This window comes from Oleiphilus sp. HI0125 (genome assembly GCF_001635355.1).
In genome coordinates, this window is record NZ_LWGF01000945.1 from 1 (window position 1) to 19,732 (window position 19,732).

A 19,732-nucleotide genomic window follows, 5' to 3' on the forward strand; every position below is an offset into this window, starting at 1 on the left:
ATCTTGGTAAGCAGCAAAAAGCGGATATGGGCCCTGCTAAATTTCGTTTTCATCGCGGTGAATACCGCCCTGTTCCAGAATCAAAACGTGAGGCATTTTTAGAAAAATGGGGCAACGTTCAGGTCCCATTTCTTGTCGACCCCAATACAGATAAAAACCTTTTTGAATCTGCAAAGATTGTCGATTATTTAAATCAGCAATACGCGAAGTAACTCTATTTTTATTGCTCTAACTTTTTAATCGCTCCAAGGCATCAATGAAAAACATTCTGGTCAACTCAGATCTTTTTAGTGACTCAACGTCACAAGCTAATCGTATCGCTTGCTACCAAAACGCCAAGCCCTATCTGATTAGCGAAATCATTCAAAACAAGCAAAAAAGCCTGACCTTAGTCATTACCAATGATATGCAAGAAGCAAACGCCTTGGTGAAGGCCTTGGAATTTTTAGGCGACGGAAGTGAAAGCGGTAAGGCATTTATTCTTCCAGACTGGGAGACCTTACCCTATGACAATTTTTCTCCCCACGAAGACATTATTTCTCAGCGTCTATCGACCTTAGCGGCGTTGCGCAGTATGCAAAATGGCGTATTGGTAGTGCCTGTTCAGACCCTGCTTCAGCGCTTGCCGCCCGTTGACTTCATTGCCGCTAATTCGCTGTCTTTGCAAATAGATGGTCGGTTTAATCCCGATGATTACCGACGCTCGCTCGAGCAGGTTGGCTACCGCCATGTCGATACCGTCTATGAGCACGGTGAGTATGCAGTTCGTGGTTCAATATTTGATGTCTACCCAATGGGTAGCGAATTTCCAATTCGTATAGAGTTATTTGACGACGAAATTGAAAGCCTTCGAAGTTTCGATCCAGAAACGCAAAGATCCAAAGAAAAGCTAAAGAGTATCGAACTACTGCCTGCGCACGAATTTCCGTGGGACAGAGCTTCTAGGCTTGCATTTCGTAATCGTTGGCTAGACCAGTTCGATGAGAAAAGCTTCAGCGCGCCAATACTACGCGACATCAAAGAAGGCATTAAACCGCACGGCATTGAGTACTATGCACCGTTGTTTTTTGAATCGATGACTTCGCTATTTGAGTATTTACCTGATAGCACACAGCTAATCTTTAACGCAGGCTTTGACGATACTTTAAAAGCTGTGTGGGCCGAAATTAACGAACGCTATGAAGATAGGCGCCACGATGTTCAGCAACCTATCCTAGCGCCTCATACGCTGTTTCTTGCTGCGGATGAATGTTTCAGTGAAATCAACAAGCTTCAACGTATTGAGCTCGATACAAACAACACCCGTTCAGATCATGGGTTTGTTGCTAACGCGAAAGATCTTCCTGATCTGACGATTGATGATCGTTTGGACATTCCTGCTTTTCGAATAAAAGAATTTCAGAAAGACTTTCCGGGGAAATTAATCGTTATTTCGGAAAGCGCCGGTCGCAGAGAGTCATTACAAGATTTGTTTAAAGATCATCAAATTGAATTTGAACATTCGCAAACATGGCAAGATACCTGTGATTCGGATTCTAGCGGCCTATCTCTCGTCGTAGGTCCAATTGAGTCAGGATTTATTCTTGGTGACGATTCGATGGCAGTTGTAACGGAAACCGAGCTTTTCGGCCAACTCGTTCGCCAAACCTATAAGCGGCGCACCTCAGCAGAGTCACAAGATAACTTTGTGAAAAGTCTCACAGAGCTACGCGTAGGTGCGCCAGTAGTTCATATTGATCACGGCGTTGGGCGTTACAAGGGCCTCGAAACAATCTCTGTTGACGGAATGACAGATGAGTTTCTTACGCTCGAATACGATAGTGGCTCAAAGCTTTACGTACCAATTGCGTCATTAAATTTAATTTCTAGGTATAGTGGTACAGATGAGTCACTCGCACCATTACACAAACTTGGAACAGATCGCTGGAGCACGACTAAGCAAAAAGCTCTAGAGAAAATACGCGACACTGCAGCTGAGTTACTCGAAGTCTACGCAAAGCGCGCAGCAAAAAAAGGCTTCAAATACAGTCACCCGAAACAAGCCTATCGCGCCTTTTGCGCAGGCTTTCCTTTTGAAGAAACTCCGGACCAAGCAGTTGCAATCAACGCTGTAGTTCAGGATATGACTAAAGATCAGCCTATGGATCGATTGGTCTGTGGGGATGTCGGCTTTGGCAAAACCGAGGTCGCAATGCGTGCTGCATTCATCGCGAGTTACTCTAGCAAGCAGGTCGCTGTTTTAGTCCCTACTACCCTGCTCGCACAACAGCATTATCAAAGTTTTCTAGATCGGTTTGCAGATACGGCAGTAAATGTAGAGCTGATTTCTCGTTTTAAAACTGCAAAAGAACAAGGCAAAGTTTTGGAGCGTGTTGAATCAGGTGAAGTCGATATCCTCGTCGGCACGCATAAGCTGATTCAAGGAAACATTAAGTTTAAGAACTTGGGCTTACTAATCATCGATGAAGAGCACAGGTTCGGGGTGCAACAAAAAGAGAAACTCAAAGCTCTACGTGCCGAAGTAGATATACTCACATTAACGGCAACCCCAATTCCTCGAACATTGAATATGGCGATGGGTGGTGTGCGTGATTTATCGATTATCGCAACACCACCAGCGAAACGTTTATCAGTTAAGACCTTCGTAAGGCAAAAGCAAGATGCTTTGATACGTGAATCTGTACTGCGTGAAATACTGCGCGGCGGCCAAGTCTATTACTTATTCAATGATGTCAAGAATATCGAAAAAGAAGTCGAGTTCTTGCAAAAACTCATACCTGAATCTCGTGTTGGTTTCGCACATGGGCAAATGCGTGAGCGCGAGCTTGAGCAAGCAATGTCAGACTTCTACCACCAACGCTTCAATGTTCTCGTTTCCTCAACAATCATTGAAACGGGCATCGATATTCCAAATGCAAACACCATAATCATCGACCGCTCAGATAAGTTTGGCCTAGCTCAACTTCATCAATTGCGCGGGCGCGTAGGTCGATCTCATCATCAGGCTTATGCATATTTATTGACGCCAGCAGAAAAACGACTGACTCGCGATGCTGAAAAACGTTTAGAAGCGATTACAGCAGCTCAAGAATTGGGCTCTGGCTTTATGCTAGCAACGCACGACTTAGAAATTAGAGGCGCAGGTGAATTGCTGGGCGAAGAGCAAAGCGGGCAAATTCAAAGTGTTGGCTTCTCTCTGTACATGGAGCTTCTAGAGCAGGCTGTTCAATCACTTCAAGACGGCAAAGAGCTCAATATAGAAGAAGCGATGCATGGTACAGAGGTAAATCTTCGAATACCTGCATTGATACCAGATGATTACTTGCCTGACGTGCATTCACGACTTGTGCTCTACAAACGCATCTCTAGCTGTAAAAACAATGACGAATTGAAAGACTTGCAAATCGAAATGATCGATCGCTTTGGTTTGTTACCCGAACCGAGCAAAAACTTATTACGTCAGACAGAATTGAAACTCCAAGCAGAGAAGCTTGGCATTGTGAAGGTCGATGCCGGCGCAACTAGTGGGTCGTTGGAGTTTGGCAAAACAACCGACATTGACCCATTAACATTGGTTCAGCTCGTTCAAAAATCTCCGCATATATATCGCCTCGAAGGCGCGAGTAAGTTACGATTTGAGCTCAAAGCAACTATAGCCGACCAGAAGATTGAAGAAATCAAATCGCTGCTTAAGACATTGGCACAACCGGCGCATAATCGCTAAGGATATATTTTGAGTTTACGTATTGGGTTACCATTCAAAGCACTGTTATGCGCTACGACCTTTATCCTCAGCAGCCCCATATTCGCTGAAGAAGCTCCCCTAGACCAAGACGCTATCGAAAAACCTATCGATAGATATCAAATTGAGTTTGTATTATTCAAGCAACAAAACCCTGATCTTGAGGTTTTGGTTTTTGAGAAAGTGCGAACGCCAATTGAACCTAGCAGCTCTAATAATTTCTTGTACGAGTATCTTTATTCTTCGCTAACCGCAACTCAATTACTACAGCCTCAGAAAGAAGATCAACGCCTTATTGATATTCCACGCCAGTTTGATGAGAAAGGCATTGATATTTTAGCTAGAGGCGCATGGCAACAAGAGATCGATAACGACACTAGAACACTTCCTATTATTTTGACGGGCTCCAATATCGACTTGGAAGAACCAACAGATTTGTCTGAAAATAACGATGCAAAACAGATGTTCGGATTTGAAGAATTTTACGGCGAACTTACGATCCGTCGATCGCGATATATGCACGCCGAGATCGATCTAGATTACATGTTTAAGCGGCCAGTCTCTTACTACTCATTAATCGACTACCTTCAAGATCCTTTCCAGAAGGCTTCATTTTCTCAATTGCTATTCATCTCAGATGAAGATCTAGCTAGTGGCGGCGTGCAAGAAGATAACGGTGAAATTGTTATTAAGTCTTTTAACTTCAATCAAAGTAGGCGAATCAAAAACAATGAGATTCACTATTTAGATCACCCCTACTTAGGCCTGATCGTCACTATTTCAAAATTGAAGCTTCCGGAATATCCATAATGGCGATGATATGGGTTGATGCCGACGCCTGCCCAAAGGCAATAAAAGAAATTCTACTTCGTGCGTCGAAGCGAACCGGCATTGAGATTACGTTCGTAGCAAATCATCACATTCCGATTCCCTCAGGTTATCCGCAGGTTAAAAGCGTCACAGTTTCGACTGGATTTGACGTGGCAGACGATCTGATTGAAGAACAATCTGAACCTAATGATTTGGTGATTACTCAAGATATTCCATTGGCTGACGCGGTGCTTACTAAGGGCGCAAAAGTCATTAATACTCGGGGACAAAGCCTGACCAAGGAAAATATTAAGCAGCGCTTAAATATGAGAGATTTTCTAGAGACGATGCGTTCAAGCGGAGTTCAAACGGGAGGTCCAAAAGCGCTAGGTCCTCGAGAAATACAGGATTTCGCTAATGTCTTAGATAGATGGCTAGCGAAGATCCCAAAGTAAGGGAGCGGCCATCTACAGTGGATTAAACAGGCATTAGGTTGTAGATAGGTACTGACTTAAAATAGCCTCAACAGATTTTATACCTGACTCTAAAGCCTCTCTGATTTCTTCCATCGTTATGGCTTCTAAGCCATGTAACCCAGCAGCCCAATTTACACTCACAGCAAGGCAGGCGTAATTTAATTCAAGCTCAATCGCGAGCGACGCTTCAGGCATACCAGTCATGCCGATCATGTCACCACCATCTTGCTTGATTCGCATCACCTCTGCTGCACTTTCGAGACGAGGGCCGTTAGTAGCGGCATACACCCCGCAAGGTAAGATATCGATGTTCTGATCGCGAGCAGCGGTGATTAAACCCTTTCTGATCGACTGTGTGTAAGGTTCAGTAAAGTCGATATGACCAAGTTTACCGTCACTACCATCATATATCGTATGCTGCCTTCCCCATGTGTAATCGATAATTTGATCTGGCACTGCCAGCGCCGTGGGTGGCATATGACTATGTATCCCGCCAACCGCGTTGATGGCTACAACATCTTTAACGCCTAGCTGCATTAAAGCATGCATGTTTGCACGATAGTTAATCTTATGTGGAGGAATGTTATGTGGTTGCCCGTGACGTGCTAAAAAAACAATATCTTTTCCTGCGAGGGTTCCTTTTTGAAATATTCCACTCGGCGCACCGTATGGAGTATCAAGATTGCAGTCTTCTTTTAGCTCAAAGTTACCAAGTTGGTTTAAGCCGGTTCCACCAATAATTGCGTGCATATTAACCTTCGTTTGTAGGCTGAGACGGCATCAACTGCAAACCGCTTGAAGTAAGTTCTGGAAGGTGGACTGTCGATGTAGGGAATGCGAACTCGGCGCCCTCACCTTCAATAATGTTTATAACTTGAACAAGAACATCTTGCTTCACTGAATGATACTCAATCCAGTCAGTCGTCTTCGTAAACGTATAGATAAAGAAGTCGAGAGATGACGCGCCAAACGAGTCAAAATTTACAATTAATGTTTGCTTAGTATCGATATCAGGATGCTTCTTAAGCATCGCCTTAACCTTAGCAACAATGTTCTCGAGCTGATCAGAGTCGTCATAACGGACGCCAATTTTTTCATAGATTCGACGGTGACTCATACGTGATGGGTTTTGTACTGAAATATTTGCGAATGCCTGGTTTGGTACGTATAGCGGTCGCTTATCAAAGGTTCGAATTGTCGTTAAACGCCAACCGATTTTCTCTACGGTACCTTCAATTTCTTGATCAGGAGAGCGAATCCATTCGCCAACTTTGAACGGTCTGTCCAAATAGATCATCAGCCCGCCGAAGAAGTTCGCTAGCAAGTCTTTCGCCGCAAAACCAACAGCAATGCCGCCAATACCACCAAAGGCTAATACACCACTAATACTGAAACCTAATGTCTGTAAAACAACGAGAACTGCAGTGATAATAATCGAAGCCCGAAGAAGTTTACCCAATGCGTGCACAGTAGTTTCATCGATAGGCTCCTCAACTCTATCTGGATCGATAAGCAAGGTTTCTGTTTGCGCAATAAACCCTACTACGAACCAAGTTAGACAGAAGATAACCCCGATACGCTGAATTGGCTCAACAAAATCGAAAACAACTACGTTTGAGTATTGATCGGCAGTATATGCCGCCATGGAAAGGCCGACGATCCAGATACCAAGGGAGACAGGACGTCTTGCTGCGTGTAGTAATGCATCGTCCCATAAATTCTCCGTCTTGGTGAACTGGATTTCGACTCTTTTGAATATTCGTTTTGAAATATAACTTGCTAATGCTGTGAGTACGACAACAGCGAAAATTTCAATGACACTACGCACACCGGAATTCGTATATCCAAGGTCGGCTAGAAACTGATTACTAGACTCCAGAAAATCCATTTAGCTTACACCTTATTATTTATATTCTTGACGATTTCTTGAGCATTCTGCCAACGCACAGACTCTATTAGAGTGGATCGATTTTCAACAATACGCTTACGCATCTTATTAATACGCGTGCGTGAAACATCAGAGTAATCCGACAAATCAGCTTCTAACACAATCTGCTCAGCCGCTTCTGAGTTATTACACACTAAGATCATATCGCACCCTGCCTGAAGAGCTGCCTTAGCGCGATCTAAAAATGAGCCTGCAACACTAGCGCCTTCCATCGTAAGATCATCGCTAAAGACAACACCATCAAAGTGTAGCTCCTGTCTCAAAATTTGCTGTATCCATGTTTTTGAGAAACCAGCTGGTTCGGGGGAGACTGACGGATAAATTACGTGCGCAGGCATAACTGCATCCATTCCGTCCTGTGCTAGATCAGCAAAGACTTTTAAGTCACGCGCAAAAATATCATCTTTCGAACGCTCATCGATTGGTATTGCAACATGGGAGTCAGCAGCGACCGCTCCATGCCCAGGAAAATGTTTACCCGTCGTAGCCATACCTGCATCGTGCATCCCCTCCATAAATGCTTTGGCAAGAACAGACAAAACATGAGGATCTGACGAAAAAGAACGATCACCTATGACTGCCGAGATGCCATCGTCGATATCTAGTACTGGCGCAAAACTTATATCAATATCTATGTCTATTAATTCGCTTGCCATTAACCAGCCAAGTTCACGAGCATATGAAAGTCCACGTTCTGGTTCAACAGAATAAAGTTCACCTAGTCTCGCCATTGGCGGTATATGCGTAAACCCATCACGAAATCGCTGTACTCGTCCACCTTCATGATCCACAGCAATTAAGATATTCGGGCGCGCGTCACGGATTTCGTTAACGAGCGTGACAAGCTGCGACTTAGAATCAAAGTTACGTGTAAATAGAATTAATCCGCCTACTTGCGTATTTTGTATCAACTGAGTTTCGCGATCGGAGAGTTGCAAGCCTTCGATGTCTAACATCACTGGGCCGAGCGGGGTCTGATTCATAGTCGTATTAATTCTGTATCTGTACTTGTGTATAAATTGGAGTCTGATCAAACAATGTAATTACATCATCACAACGCATCCGAATGCACCCATGTGACAACGGCCGATCAATTGGCTCTTGATCAGGAGTACCGTGGATATAAATATAACGATTCTTGCTATCAACCTCTCCTAGACGGTTGAAGCCTGGCTCGCAGCCGCTCAACCATAGTATGCGTGACAATATCCAGTCTTCATCAGGTTCAGCTAGATATCGAGCTTCAGTAAATGACTTTATTTGTGGGGTTCGCGCCTCAAACACCGTATCGCGGGAAAGCTGGTGACCGATTTTGTGCTTAACAATGTGATATCCGAGCGGGGTACAAAAAGAACCTTCAAGTTGACCGCTGCCATTCTTCGCAGTAGAGACTGGATAAACTGTGCGGTTTCCGTCTAAGTCAAAACTATGAAGTTCTTGCTTGGATAGAAATATGAGAATGCGTTGAATCATTTAGCTAACCTCTTAAAGTCGAAAAAAGATTAGCAATACAACAAGATCTAATCGAGTTAATTAACGTCCATTGCTGGAGCGGTTATCCCCGCCAACATATATGGAACAATTAGATCAACGATTTCCTCAGGATTAGCCTTCGCGTCTTTACTATTTTCTAGAATTTCAGTTAATGGCTGAATGCTCGACATCGTAAATGCGATCGAGCCCAAAGTGAATTGTGTACGCCAAAAACGCTCTTTAGTGCTTAGCTCTGGCGTACTCAAACGCACAAGTTCTAGAAAGAGTCTAAATGTCTTAGCGTACTCTTGCTCTAAGTAAAGACGCAGGTGCCCTTGCGACTGAGTATATGCCAAGCCCATTAAGCGCATAAATACCGCAACACCATTTTCGTGACTGCTAGGAATCTTTAGCAGGCTATGCATGTACAGTTTTAAGATATCCTCTAGGCTAGGAATATTATCCTTCCCCCAGCCATGTTCTTTTGAGGTATCTTCCATAATCTTACTGAGAGGACCAAGAAAGCGAGAAAAAACAGCCTGAATCAACGCGTTCTTTGAGCCAAAGTGATAGTTTACAGCCGCTAAGTTGACGTTAGCCTTGCTAGTAATCATTCTTAAGGACGTTTCAGAGAAACCTTTTTCGGCGAAAAGGAGTTCAGCAGCATCTAAGATTTTGTCAACGGTTTCTAATTGAGGCATTTAAGATAATCTATTCTAAACAACTGTTTCAAACATACGTTTGACCACGCAAGCTGTCAAGAATTGCCTTGTTAATTTGTCTAAGGTGACAAATTAATTTCCCCGCCCTCGCTCAAATAAATCGTTTGCAGTTTTTTATAAGCGCGCTGTGCTTCAACGACGAACTGCGCATAGAGGCGAAAATGGCGTGGGCTGCTCAACACACGATGAAGCTGATTAGCTTTTGAATATTGGATTAGAACGTTAAATTGATTGTTATATAGATGTCGATTGTAACGACCGAGTGCTGAGCAACGCCAGGCTAAGCCACTCACACCCTCAAGAAATTGAACATGTGATCTTGCCTGGGACACCAAGAGGTTTCGTTTCGCCGCCAGCTCATAAAGTGTCGCTCTGCCAGTCACAATGCTTTGAAGACTAGTGAATGCCAATACACAACACAGCACAAAAACGCCGAAAGAGATCCCAGCAATTACTGGGTGAACGATGCCTGTCAACGCGACGATAAAGGCACCGAGCGAAACGCTCCCACCCATCAAAAAAATATCACGCATTTTCTTAGCTTGATCAAACTCCCAATTGTTCGGGTAATCATCAAGCGTTAAGGAAGGCATGCTCAACAGATTTACTCTTTCGCAACTTGCCAATAGCCTTTGTTGCATCGCTATATCGTGTTGAGTTGCTTCGTCTACAGGAGAGCTTAGTAATGACTTAGGTCTATTCGTATCCGGATCATGCGAACTATAACTTGCAGAAGCATCTCCACTGCGGCTCTTAGTTTCGCCTAGTGGTGGGTTTTGACCATGCGCTTTATCAGGAATATCTTTTTTCGTATCAGGGTTGCTAGCCAACGAAGAAACATCATCTCGAGTACTTGCACGACCCTCTCCATGATTAACTTTAGACAAGCGATAAATCCTTCTGTAAATTTGCCAATGTTATCGGCGTAACCGACAAAAACTTTAGCAAATTAACGCGATTTGAGAGGACTAATGTTTACAGGAATCGTACAAGGCAAAGCCAAGATTATAGATATAGAAAACTTTGAAGATTTGAAACGCTTTAAGGTTGAGTTTCCCACTGACGCACTAAAAGGGCTTCAACAAGGAGCAAGTATTTCTCTTAACGGCGTATGCCTAACAGTAACCGAATACTCTATAACAAGCTCAATTGCAAAGTTTGATGTGATGATCGAAACATTGTCCGTTACAAATCTTAATATGCTTAACATATCAGATAGCGTTAACTATGAACGCGCTGCCACCTTTGGAAAGGAGATCGGCGGGCACGTGATGTCTGGCCACATCTCAGACACAGTCACTCTTCTTAAGCGCATAGAAACGGAAACCAATTGCGAGCTAGTATTTAGCATCTCAGATAAGCTGCAAAAATACGTTTTGCCAAAAGGTTTCGTTGGCCTTAATGGATGTAGTTTAACTATTGGATCAGGAGTAACGGATCAGTTTAGCGTCTATTTGATACCTGAAACGCTTAATATGACGACCTTTGGAACGATGTCCGAAGGGGACATAGTAAACTTAGAGATCGACCCTCAAACTCAAGCAATAGTCGATACGGTAGAGAGATACTTGAAAAGGGATCAATAATTGATCCCCTTATATTTAGTGAGCGGAGATGGTCAAACTGGTGCCTATCACAAAATCAGTGAAATAAACTTCGCCAATCGTTTGATTCGTATCTCCGAATTGGATGTGAGGCAAGTCCCAGTCCCAACGAATATTTATATCATAGATGGAAATACCGTCAGACCCAATATCTTGTATGCTAGTTAACGTGCCTGCGCTAGCATCCTGAATCAAACTGTCATATTGAGGTATAATATCTTTCGCTGCAGCGATCTTCTTCTCAACGCTCGCAAAACCGAAATAACCGAGAGTATCAGCACCACGCTCGTTATGAATTCGCATATCGCGAATAGTCAGATAAGGGTTCTTAGCTTGTTGAGGGACGGCCGGGTTTTGAACATTGTTGGTACTATCCACGTCTAAATCTTCAACTCTAAATTTAGTGTCAATATAAATATGGGAATCTCCCAACCGAATTCCATCGGGCTCTCCGACCTCGTCTGTTTGAGAAAAACCATTACCGTTATTTTTTATCAATATATCCACGTACCCCAAGTATGCTTCGATAGATAAATTGCTTGTTAATACAGTCTCAACATCCCCGTCAGAAGACCGAATACCAAATTCACCTTGAACCATTTTGAAGTCAATAGCATTTTTCATTTTATCTAAATTTTCAGCATACTCAGCACTATCTCGAACCGGCGAAGTCGCAGTAAAATCGATTAAACCGTAATCTGTAGCACCCACATGAATTAGCAGATCGCCGTCACCAACTTCTTTACCAATAGTGCCGGTAGACGCGTCGGCGTATTCGCTCAGGGCCCACTCCACGTCCTCCTCAGTGGGATCCAGAAAACCCATAGCCGCCCATAAAGCATAGTCCGAAAAGCCCATAGCTAGTCGTTCATTTGGCCCCGAGATATCAACCGTAGCCCTGATATTGTCGACCAAGCCTCCGTCGATACCTTCAAAAGCTAAGTCCCTCATGAAGATGCTACCGGCATCTACATATTCGAATTCCGCGATTGTGTACTTAGTTTCGATATCAATGGTCAAGCCCGCCTGACCACGAATATCTTGCATTTCCTCATTTTCAAGTGCTCTGAGTTCAGCGAAAGAAAATAGCGGAAAGGCACTCGTTAGCGCACAGGTAAAAGGAACTAGCAATTTTCGGAATGTCGTGCTGATCGACATGACGGACTACTCTGCTGTTAGGTTGTTTTTATTAAATAGCTCACATAGAGCAAAACGTGTTACAAACTTTAACATTAAAAAGCGTATTTTTTCTACGCTATAAAACGCAAACTGAGACCATGCGTGATGCAAGTCTCAGTTTGAAATGGGATAAATAGTTTCAAAATTGACCTATATCATTTTAGGCTGGACGCAGCATTCCTTTATCCTGAATAAAGCTGATGATTTCATCTAGCCCATGCTTGGCATTCATGTTTGTAAAAATAAAAGGTTTATCTCCGCGCTGAGCTTTGGCATCGCGATCCATTACCTCTAGTGAAGCATTTACCTGCTCTGCGACATCGATTTTATTGATAATCAATAAATCAGATTTCGTAATGCCCGGACCACCTTTACGTGGAATTTTATCCCCAGCACAAACGTCGATTACATAAATAGTTAGATCGGATAACTCTGGGCTGAATGTTGCACTCAGGTTATCGCCACCGCTTTCAACGAAAACAAGTTCCAAGCCTTCATGCTTATCTTGTAATTCATCGATCGCAGCAAGATTCATTGAAGCGTCTTCGCGGATTGCGGTATGCGGACAACCACCAGTCTCAACGCCCATAATCCTATCTTCGTCTAGCGCTTCATGACGTAATAAAAACTGAGCGTCTTCTTTCGTGTAGATGTCGTTTGTTACGACTGCCATGTTGTAACGATGACGTAACTCCGAACAAAGGTTTTTTAATAAGGCCGTTTTGCCTGAGCCAACAGGCCCTCCGATTCCAACACGCAAACACTGTGTGGTCATGTTAACTCCTAAATAATCTTGAATATTGGGTTTCGTGCAGCGCACTAAAAATAACTTGCCCAGGCAAGGAGCCATATACTTCGCCCTCACCCGCAGAAATAGACCTTTCGATAAGCTCTCGAGACTCAAGTAATATAGACTGCGCGTCAGTCTGACCAAGAGGGATAGCCTTACAAGCAACTGCGGCCTGGTTTTCTAACCAACTCCAGAGAAAGGCCACCTTAAGCTCATTAATAGACAAACCTAAACCTTTTGCAGCATACGCGTACGCAGCTAGGAAACTTGGTTTCGAAGGCATTACTATAGGCAAACTCGTAATAGCGTCTTGAGTGCGGATCAAACGCCGAAGACTTTGCCCAAGATTAAGCTCCTCGCTATACAGTTCACTTGTTTCACGACTAGCGAAAACGAGCTCATTCAAATCTTCAAATTCGCTCTGATCTTCGTTTTCCAAAGCGTGATATAACTTACTTAGCAAAGGAATATCGAGCTGACAAAGACCGAGTCGAATATAATCAAAACACCAAGCGCGCAAGCTTTCACGATCGCTCACTCGCTCCGTCTCAATGACTTTCTCAAGCCCCTGAGAATAGGCAAACGACCCTATGGGCAGAGTCGGGCTAGCCAAATACAGTAAGCCGATCATTTTAATATTACTCTCTTAATGATGGTGATGATGGCCACCGGCGTAGGCGCCTGACTCAGGGTCAAACCCAGCTTCTACAGTCTTCGTAGATAGCCCTAGCTGCTGCATCATTTCTTCTAATATGTAATCAGGCCGCATACGCAGGCTTAATTTATCGATTTGAATAGGCACATGTCGATTGCCCAAGTGATAACAGCATTTGCTGAAAACCAACCAATCGTCACATGATCCTTCGATCAAGTTCTCTTTGGCAGATTGAACAAGAACGAGTTCACCATCTTTAGTCTCGAGAATATCGCCATTTCTCAGGACTTTGCCCCGCTCTAAAAATAGGCCGATATCCTGCCCAGCGGTTGTTACCGCTTTCAATCGTCCTTTAGATCTTTGATCGTAATCAAGTACGACTGTATGCGTGATCTCGCGAGTAAGTTCACCGTGATGATGGTGCTTTTTATCTACTTCTAACATTTGTAATTATTTACTACCTAAAATAAAAAAAAGCGCTGAGCCAATGGTAATTCAGCTAAGGGCTCACAATGCAGCAAAACTCCATCCGCTCGCACTTCATAATTCTGTGGATCTACCTCTACGACAGGCATTTCAGCGTTATGAATCATATCTTGCTTTTTAACCGTGCGAACCGATTTACATGGCTCTAGGCGACGCGCTAAACCGTACTTTTCTTTTATGTTCGCATCGTATGCGGCCTGAGATACAAAAGTTACGCTCGTTGCATTAACGGATCGCCCCATTGCGGCAAACATTGGGCGATAATGCACTGGCTGCGGCGTTGGAATCGAAGCGTTCGGGTCACCCATTGGTGCTGCGGCAATCGCTCCACCTTTTAGAATTAAGCTAGGCTTGGTCGCGAAAAACGCCGGCTTCCACAAGACCAAATCAGCAAGCTTACCCACTTCAATGCTACCGACCTCATGCGCAATACCATGCGTAATTGCTGGATTAATCGTATATTTGGTAATGTATCGTTTCGCTCGAAAGTTATCGCAACCTAGGTCCTGATCTTCCTTAAGCAAACCTCTCTGAACTTTCATTTTATGTGCAGTTTGCCAAGTTCGACTAATCACTTCACCGACACGACCCATCGCTTGAGAGTCTGATGCAATCATAGAAAACGCACCTAGGTCATGCAAAATATCCTCAGCGGCAATAGTTTCTTTACGAATACGCGAATCAGCAAAGGCAACGTCTTCTGGAATATTAGGATCTAAGTGATGACACACCATCAACATATCTAAGTGTTCATCGATAGTGTTGATCGTATAAGGTCTTGTTGGATTCGTAGACGAAGGCAAAACGTTTTCATAGCCACACGCCTTGATAATATCTGGAGCATGACCACCGCCCGCCCCCTCAGTGTGATACGTATGAATGCCACGCCCTTTGAATGCAGCGATGGTATCTTCGACAAATCCGGATTCGTTCAAAGTGTCCGTATGGATAGCAACCTGAACGTCATATTCTTCTGCAACAGACAAACAGTTATCGATAGACTGCGGCGTAGTACCCCAATCCTCGTGTAGTTTAAGCCCAAATGCCCCAGCCTTGATCTGTTCAGCAATAGGTTCTGGCTGACTGACATTTCCCTTACCTAAGAACCCAAAGTTCATTGGAAGGTCGTCAGTACCTTTCATCATGCTTTCAATATGCCACGGACCAGGTGTACAAGTAGTTGCATTAGTACCCGTAGCAGGCCCTGTTCCTCCGCCGAGCATGGTTGTCGTACCAGACATTAATGCTTCTTCGACTTGTTGAGGACAAATGAAGTGAATGTGTGCATCAACAGCGCCAGCAGTTAGAATCTGCCCTTCGCCAGCAATAACTTCTGTCCCTGGGCCGACATTAATTGTGATACCTTCTTGTGTATCAGGATTGCCAGCTTTACCAATTGCCCAAATACGACCATTTTTTATCGCCACATCAGCTTTAACTATACCCCAATGATCAAGAACGAGCGCGTTAGTAATAACGGTATCGGCGACTTCATCAGACATAGCCTGACTTTGCCCCATACCATCACGAATGACCTTGCCGCCGCCAAACTTAACTTCATCGCCATATACCGTGTAATCTTTCTCAACTTCAATAATAATTTCGGTATCGCCTAGGCGGACTCGGTCACCAGTCGTGGGGCCAAACATATTGGCATAGGCTTCTCTTGAAATTTTACTCATTATAAATCTCCCTATACCTTACCCATCACATCACCACGGAAGCCATATATCTCTTTTTTACCGGCAAATTCCACTAGGTTAACAGTACGCGACTGACCTGGTTCAAATCTAACTGCAGTACCAGCTGGTATATCTAAGCGCTTCCCTTTAGCTTCGTTACGATCGAATTCAAGCGCCAAATTTGTCTCTGCAAAATGATAGTGAGAGCCAACTTGAATAGGTCTATCACCCGTATTGGCCACCTTAATCTCAGTAACGGGTCGACCAGCATTAAGCTCGATCTCGCCTTCTTTAATAAAATACTCACCAAGCTTCATGTTCGCTCCTAAACAATCGGGTTATGGACAGTAACAAGTTTCGTTCCATCAGGAAAAGTCGCTTCAACCTGTACTTCATGTAGTAGGTCAGCAATGCCATCCATCACATCGTTACTAGAAAGAATCTGGCGCCCTTCGCTCATCAACTCCGCGACCGTTTTACCGTCTCTGGCACCTTCCATAATCGCAGCAGAAATAAGTGCGACCGCCTCAGGGTAATTTAGCTTTACGCCTCGTGCGAGCCTACGCTCGGCAACAAGTGCAGCGGTAAAAATCAACAATTTGTCTTTTTCTCTCGGACTGAGTTCCATAGTAAAATTCCTTGTTAAGTCAGGTAAGCCATATTCTCGGCATAACTGGTTCTTGTTCTAGCACTGCTAAACGCAACCCTTGCCATACTTTTATAAATGCGTTTCTAAGCATCTCAATATCATCGCTGAGCGCCCTAATCATCAATACGCCGTTACGCTGCGTTGCGGCCATGCGGAGTGTTTCATCATTAACGAGTAGCTCTCTCGCCTGCTCCGTCCAAGCTACATAATGTTCTATTTTCTCCGGTACGACGATAAACAAACTGCCCATATGAAGGTGCCCCATCATGCCGACTGGGCTAGATAGTATTGTTAGATCGTCATCCGTCTTAAATCCCTCATGTAAAACTAATTTGCCATCAATCTTAATTTGGAGGAGCTGGTCTAAGCTGCCGCTCTTAAAATGGTACCCACCATGAGGACGCCCAAAACTTAACATATCCCACGCAATAAATTTGGAAGATTTACTAAGATTAATTGACGTGGAAAGCTTGCCGTTTGCGCGATCGAATAAAATATTTTCTTGAGGAAGAAACTCCAAGGTCGCGTTATCGGCAACATTGAGTTCTATATTTTGAGTTTGAACAACGTTTTCTGAGTCTGCGCCATAAAGTTTGCCGGCAGAAGGCGTTGTAATAAAACTTTCCGCACCTTCGTTGACATCAACAGAAATATCGATTTTATCGCCACTTACCATCCCACCCGGGGGGTGAAGCAAGTAGGTGTGACATCGTCCTTGCTCGGGATAAAAAGGTCTCTGCACGCGCAAAGGCCCTTTAAACCGCATATTACTGACGATCGTTCTGTTACTTTTTAACGAATAAGATAGGTGAAGATTAGCCTCCCAGGCACGGTCTGAACCATAGCTTGAAAGGCCATCTAAAGGATTGTGGACTGCTGCATTCATCTTTCTTTAATTTAAACCGAAGCGAGCAGGTAGTTTATACCGTTAAGTACTCCCTAACCAAGTCATCATTTAATTCTTCTAAACCACCCATAGCCACTTTTCGGCCGCGATCCATGATTATGAAGTTATCTGATGTACGACGAACAAAAGGAAGCTTTTGCTCCACTAGAAGTACAGTAAGCCCAATATCCTTGTTTAGTTTGCGAATGATATCGCCAATTTCCTGAACAATATTCGGTTGAATCCCTTCAGTAGGCTCATCCAAAATCAGTAGCTTTGGGTCGAGCACTAGCGCACGTCCAATAGCAAGCTGTTGTTGCTGGCCGCCACTTAAATCTCCGCCTCGTCGATGCTTCATTTCGTGCAGTACAGGGAAGAGTTCATAAATAAAGTCAGGAATTTGCTTCTTTTTATCCTTGCGGATTGGCAATCCAATTTGAAGGTTCTCTTCGACTGTAAGCATAGGAAATATCTGACGCCCTTGAGGTACATATCCAATTCCACTTGGCGCACGCTGCTCCGCACTCAAACTAGTTAAATCTTTATCTCCTAGCTTTATGCTCCCAGATGCTGGCTGGATAAGCCCCATTACGCAGTTAAGCAAGGTGGTTTTCCCAACACCATTGCGCCCCATCAGACAGGTGCACTTACCCTCTTCTATTTCAATATCGAGATCCCAAAGAGTATGACTTTCACCATAAAATTGGTTCAAATTCGAAATACTAAGCATCATTACTCTCCGAGATACACTTCTTTAACTTTAGGATTATTTTGAACTTCATCCATGCTCCCTTCGGCCAACACAGAACCTTGATGCAATACGGTCACGGTTCTCGCGATTGAACGCACAAAATCCATATCGTGTTCTACTACAACCACGGAATGCTTTCCTTCTAATGAAATCAAAAGCTCTGCCGTTCTATCCATCTCTTGGTGAGTCATTCCAGCTACAGGTTCATCAACCAACAATAATCTCGGTTTTTGCATAATAAGCATCCCAATCTCAAGCCATTGCTTTTGGCCATGAGACAATGATCCTGCCCGTTTAATTGACTCGTCTTTCAAGCCAATCAAGGTTAAGGTCTCATCAATAAGATCTAGTTGCTCACCAGATAGCTTCGCTAGCAAAGTCCCTACAACTGACTTATTACCTGCCATCGCTAGCTCTAGATTTTCAAAAACACTCAGCTCTTCAAACACTGTAGGCTTTTGAAATTTCCTACCGATCCCAGATTCTGCAATCTCAGGCTCATCCATGTTGAGTAGATTAATATTCTGCCCGAAATAAACACTGCCAGTATCGGGGCGCGTCTTACCAGTAATAATATCCATCATGGTCGTTTTACCGGCACCATTTGGACCGATAATGCAGCGCAGCTCGCCCTCATTGATATATAGATTCAAGTCGTTAATAGCCTTAAACCCATCAAAGCTAACACTCACGTCCTCGAGATATAGAATGCAACCCTTATCCACATTTAATTTCGGGTTATCCATTGGTTGGACAAAATCGAATACACGATCCTTATGGCGGACGGCATCTATGTAGCCTGTAAACATATCGCTCATGCTGCAGCCTCCTTACGCGCCATTAGACCAGCCACACCTTTTGGTAAAAATATTGTGGTCACGACAAACAAGCCACCCAGGGCAAACAACCAAACTTCGGGAAGTACGCCGGTAAAGTATGTTTTGGCATAGTTAACAAATATCGCCCCTACAACAGCGCCGTAGAGTGTCGCTCGACCGCCTAATGCCACCCATACAACCAACTCAATTGAATTCAAAGGAGAGAATTCATTCGGATTGATAATGCCAACTTGTGGCACATACAACGCGCCTGCAATACCTGCTAATGCTGCTGAAAAAGTCCAAATCCATAACTTAAAGTTTTCAACTTTGTACCCAATAAAGCGCGTTCTTGATTCCGCATCCCGAATCGCCATCGCCAGACGACCAAGCTTCGAGGTCACAATAAATCGACAAGCAATATAACCGCATGCAAGCGCGAGGGCAGACAAGCCAAACAAGGTCAGCCTTGTCACATCAGACTGAAGATCAAACCCTAAAATGTCTTTAAAGTCTGTCAATCCGTTATTGCCACCAAAGCCCATCTCGTTTCTGTAGAAAGCGAGCATCAAAGCAAAGGTTAAAGCTTGCGTGATGATTGAAAGGTATACACCAGTCACACGAGAACGAAACGCTAACCAACCAAATACGAACGCTAAGACACCAGGGGCAACAACCACCATAAGCGCGGCGAACCAAAATTGGTCAAAGCCGTGCCAGAACCAAGGCAGCTCACTCCAGTTTAGGAACACCATAAAATCAGGCAATACTGGATCTCCGTATACACCACGATCACCGATTTGACGCATTAGATACATGCCCATCGCATATCCGCCTAAAGCGAAGAATGCACCATGACCAAGGCTAAGAATACCCAAGTAACCCCAAATCAAATCGACCGCGACAGCCAAAAGAGCAAACGTTAAATACTTGCCCAACAAAGTAACGGTATACGTTGGAATATGCAGTGCGCTGCCTGCCTCAAACATGGTGTTACAGATAACAACCAAGAAGGTCAGCGCTGCAAGCACTCCAAGAAAGATTTTTGTCGCTTTATCAAA

22 protein-coding genes are annotated in these 19,732 nt (G+C 43.9%); 5 read left to right on the plus strand and 17 right to left on the minus strand.

The features are described from left to right. The 4 genes from A3762_RS16210 to A3762_RS16225 form a co-directional block, all read left to right on the plus strand. Window positions 1–212: glutathione S-transferase N-terminal domain-containing protein (locus A3762_RS16210; RefSeq protein WP_197469316.1), on the plus strand; the 212-nt coding region annotated here is incomplete at its 5' end. A 44-nt stretch (window positions 213–256) separates the two neighbouring features. Next, window positions 257–3,724 (plus strand): transcription-repair coupling factor, encoded by a 3,468-nt coding sequence (gene mfd, locus A3762_RS16215; RefSeq protein WP_082869190.1) that lies wholly within the window; start codon window positions 257–259, stop codon window positions 3,722–3,724. 9 nt (window positions 3,725–3,733) lie between these two features. After that, window positions 3,734–4,552 (plus strand): CsiV family protein, encoded by an 819-nt coding sequence (locus A3762_RS16220; protein ID WP_068756626.1) that lies wholly within the window; start codon window positions 3,734–3,736, stop codon window positions 4,550–4,552. Continuing rightward, window positions 4,552–5,007 carry a YaiI/YqxD family protein gene (locus A3762_RS16225; protein WP_068756628.1) on the plus strand — a complete coding sequence of 152 codons (456 nt, stop codon included), beginning with the start codon at window positions 4,552–4,554 and terminating at the stop codon, window positions 5,005–5,007. Before A3762_RS16220 ends, A3762_RS16225 begins: the two co-directional genes overlap by 1 nt. A 33-nt stretch (window positions 5,008–5,040) precedes the next feature. On the opposite strand, the gene A3762_RS16230 is transcribed toward A3762_RS16225, so the two are convergent. The 6 genes from A3762_RS16230 to A3762_RS16255 all read right to left on the minus strand — a co-directional run bounded on the left by A3762_RS16230 (window position 5,041) and on the right by A3762_RS16255 (window position 10,058). After that, entirely contained in the window at window positions 5,041–5,778 is a 738-nt protein-coding gene (locus tag A3762_RS16230) for an S-methyl-5'-thioinosine phosphorylase (protein WP_068756630.1), read from the minus strand. 1 nt (window position 5,779) lies between these two features. Continuing rightward, window positions 5,780–6,916 (minus strand): mechanosensitive ion channel family protein, encoded by a 1,137-nt coding sequence (locus A3762_RS16235; RefSeq protein ID WP_068756632.1) that lies wholly within the window; start codon window positions 6,914–6,916, stop codon window positions 5,780–5,782. A gap of 5 nt (window positions 6,917–6,921) precedes the next feature. Then, window positions 6,922–7,959, minus strand: a complete 1,038-nt coding sequence (gene nagZ / locus A3762_RS16240) for a beta-N-acetylhexosaminidase (RefSeq protein WP_068756634.1) — start codon at window positions 7,957–7,959, stop codon at window positions 6,922–6,924. Between the two features lie 7 nt (window positions 7,960–7,966). Next, the gene (locus tag A3762_RS16245; protein ID WP_068756636.1) at window positions 7,967–8,449 is read right to left on the minus strand and encodes a L,D-transpeptidase; all 483 of its coding nucleotides are present in this window, start codon (window positions 8,447–8,449) and stop codon (window positions 7,967–7,969) included. A 56-nt stretch (window positions 8,450–8,505) separates the two neighbouring features. Beyond that, the gene (locus A3762_RS16250) at window positions 8,506–9,150 is read right to left on the minus strand and encodes a TetR/AcrR family transcriptional regulator (protein WP_068473877.1); all 645 of its coding nucleotides are present in this window, start codon (window positions 9,148–9,150) and stop codon (window positions 8,506–8,508) included. A gap of 80 nt (window positions 9,151–9,230) precedes the next feature. Then, window positions 9,231–10,058: a hypothetical protein gene (locus tag A3762_RS16255; protein WP_068756638.1), complete on the minus strand. Its 828-nt coding sequence runs from the start codon at window positions 10,056–10,058 to the stop codon at window positions 9,231–9,233. A gap of 84 nt (window positions 10,059–10,142) precedes the next feature. Between A3762_RS16255 and A3762_RS16260 the strand changes: the two genes are divergently transcribed. Then, entirely contained in the window at window positions 10,143–10,757 is a 615-nt protein-coding gene (locus A3762_RS16260; RefSeq protein WP_068756640.1) for a riboflavin synthase, read from the plus strand. Window positions 10,758–10,772: 15 nt separating this feature from the next. Here the strand turns inward: A3762_RS16260 and A3762_RS16265 are convergent, their stop codons facing one another. From A3762_RS16265 to urtC, 11 genes are all read right to left on the minus strand, one after another. Continuing rightward, a complete protein-coding gene (locus A3762_RS16265) occupies window positions 10,773–11,933 on the minus strand; it encodes a DUF6160 family protein (RefSeq protein WP_068756641.1) in 1,161 nt (386 codons plus the stop codon). Between the two features lie 181 nt (window positions 11,934–12,114). Beyond that, window positions 12,115–12,729: an urease accessory protein UreG gene (ureG, locus tag A3762_RS16270; protein WP_068481442.1), complete on the minus strand. Its 615-nt coding sequence runs from the start codon at window positions 12,727–12,729 to the stop codon at window positions 12,115–12,117. Between the two features lies 1 nt (window position 12,730). Next, window positions 12,731–13,375 carry an urease accessory protein UreF gene (locus A3762_RS16275; RefSeq protein WP_068756643.1) on the minus strand — a complete coding sequence of 215 codons (645 nt, stop codon included), beginning with the start codon at window positions 13,373–13,375 and terminating at the stop codon, window positions 12,731–12,733. A gap of 15 nt (window positions 13,376–13,390) precedes the next feature. Beyond that, window positions 13,391–13,843, minus strand: coding sequence for an urease accessory protein UreE (ureE, locus tag A3762_RS16280; protein WP_068756645.1), 453 nt, complete (start codon window positions 13,841–13,843; stop codon window positions 13,391–13,393). Between the two features lie 17 nt (window positions 13,844–13,860). After that, window positions 13,861–15,567: an urease subunit alpha gene (ureC, locus tag A3762_RS16285; RefSeq protein WP_068756647.1), complete on the minus strand. Its 1,707-nt coding sequence runs from the start codon at window positions 15,565–15,567 to the stop codon at window positions 13,861–13,863. 11 nt (window positions 15,568–15,578) lie between these two features. After that, window positions 15,579–15,884 (minus strand): urease subunit beta, encoded by a 306-nt coding sequence (locus tag A3762_RS16290; protein ID WP_068756649.1) that lies wholly within the window; start codon window positions 15,882–15,884, stop codon window positions 15,579–15,581. A gap of 8 nt (window positions 15,885–15,892) precedes the next feature. Further along, window positions 15,893–16,195, minus strand: a complete 303-nt coding sequence (ureA, locus tag A3762_RS16295) for an urease subunit gamma (RefSeq protein WP_068479118.1) — start codon at window positions 16,193–16,195, stop codon at window positions 15,893–15,895. Window positions 16,196–16,214: 19 nt separating this feature from the next. Next, window positions 16,215–17,102, minus strand: coding sequence for an urease accessory protein UreD (locus A3762_RS16300; protein WP_068756651.1), 888 nt, complete (start codon window positions 17,100–17,102; stop codon window positions 16,215–16,217). 34 nt (window positions 17,103–17,136) lie between these two features. Then, window positions 17,137–17,832, minus strand: coding sequence for an urea ABC transporter ATP-binding subunit UrtE (gene urtE / locus A3762_RS16305; protein WP_068756657.1), 696 nt, complete (start codon window positions 17,830–17,832; stop codon window positions 17,137–17,139). A gap of 2 nt (window positions 17,833–17,834) precedes the next feature. Further along, the gene (urtD, locus tag A3762_RS16310; RefSeq protein ID WP_068756653.1) at window positions 17,835–18,671 is read right to left on the minus strand and encodes an urea ABC transporter ATP-binding protein UrtD; all 837 of its coding nucleotides are present in this window, start codon (window positions 18,669–18,671) and stop codon (window positions 17,835–17,837) included. Further along, window positions 18,668–19,732: urea ABC transporter permease subunit UrtC (gene urtC, locus A3762_RS16315; protein ID WP_068756656.1), on the minus strand; the 1,065-nt coding region annotated here is incomplete at its 5' end. The genes urtC and urtD, both read right to left, overlap by 4 nt.

Excerpts from the sequence above, each read along its gene's own strand:
- A3762_RS16290 (WP_068756649.1), bottom strand. The coding sequence starts at position 15,884 with ATGAAGCTTGGTGAGTATTTTATTAAAGAAGGCGAGATCGAGCTTAAT.
- A3762_RS16245 (WP_068756636.1), bottom strand. The coding sequence starts at position 8,449 with ATGATTCAACGCATTCTCATATTTCTATCCAAGCAAGAACTTCATAGT.
- A3762_RS16275 (WP_068756643.1), bottom strand. The coding sequence starts at position 13,375 with ATGATCGGCTTACTGTATTTGGCTAGCCCGACTCTGCCCATAGGGTCG.
- nagZ (WP_068756634.1), bottom strand. The coding sequence starts at position 7,959 with ATGAATCAGACCCCGCTCGGCCCAGTGATGTTAGACATCGAAGGCTTG.
- ureE (WP_068756645.1), bottom strand. The coding sequence starts at position 13,843 with ATGTTAGAAGTAGATAAAAAGCACCATCATCACGGTGAACTTACTCGC.
- A3762_RS16235 (WP_068756632.1), bottom strand. The coding sequence starts at position 6,916 with ATGGATTTTCTGGAGTCTAGTAATCAGTTTCTAGCCGACCTTGGATAT.
- urtE (WP_068756657.1), bottom strand. The coding sequence starts at position 17,832 with ATGCTTAGTATTTCGAATTTGAACCAATTTTATGGTGAAAGTCATACT.
- A3762_RS16225 (WP_068756628.1), top strand. The coding sequence starts at position 4,552 with ATGGCGATGATATGGGTTGATGCCGACGCCTGCCCAAAGGCAATAAAA.
- ureA (WP_068479118.1), bottom strand. The coding sequence starts at position 16,195 with ATGGAACTCAGTCCGAGAGAAAAAGACAAATTGTTGATTTTTACCGCT.
- A3762_RS16265 (WP_068756641.1), bottom strand. The coding sequence starts at position 11,933 with ATGTCGATCAGCACGACATTCCGAAAATTGCTAGTTCCTTTTACCTGT.
- ureG (WP_068481442.1), bottom strand. The coding sequence starts at position 12,729 with ATGACCACACAGTGTTTGCGTGTTGGAATCGGAGGGCCTGTTGGCTCA.
- urtD (WP_068756653.1), bottom strand. The coding sequence starts at position 18,671 with ATGAGCGATATGTTTACAGGCTACATAGATGCCGTCCGCCATAAGGAT.
- A3762_RS16250 (WP_068473877.1), bottom strand. The coding sequence starts at position 9,150 with ATGCCTCAATTAGAAACCGTTGACAAAATCTTAGATGCTGCTGAACTC.
- mfd (WP_082869190.1), top strand. The coding sequence starts at position 257 with ATGAAAAACATTCTGGTCAACTCAGATCTTTTTAGTGACTCAACGTCA.
- A3762_RS16230 (WP_068756630.1), bottom strand. The coding sequence starts at position 5,778 with ATGCACGCAATTATTGGTGGAACCGGCTTAAACCAACTTGGTAACTTT.
- A3762_RS16260 (WP_068756640.1), top strand. The coding sequence starts at position 10,143 with ATGTTTACAGGAATCGTACAAGGCAAAGCCAAGATTATAGATATAGAA.
- ureC (WP_068756647.1), bottom strand. The coding sequence starts at position 15,567 with ATGAGTAAAATTTCAAGAGAAGCCTATGCCAATATGTTTGGCCCCACG.
- A3762_RS16300 (WP_068756651.1), bottom strand. The coding sequence starts at position 17,102 with ATGAATGCAGCAGTCCACAATCCTTTAGATGGCCTTTCAAGCTATGGT.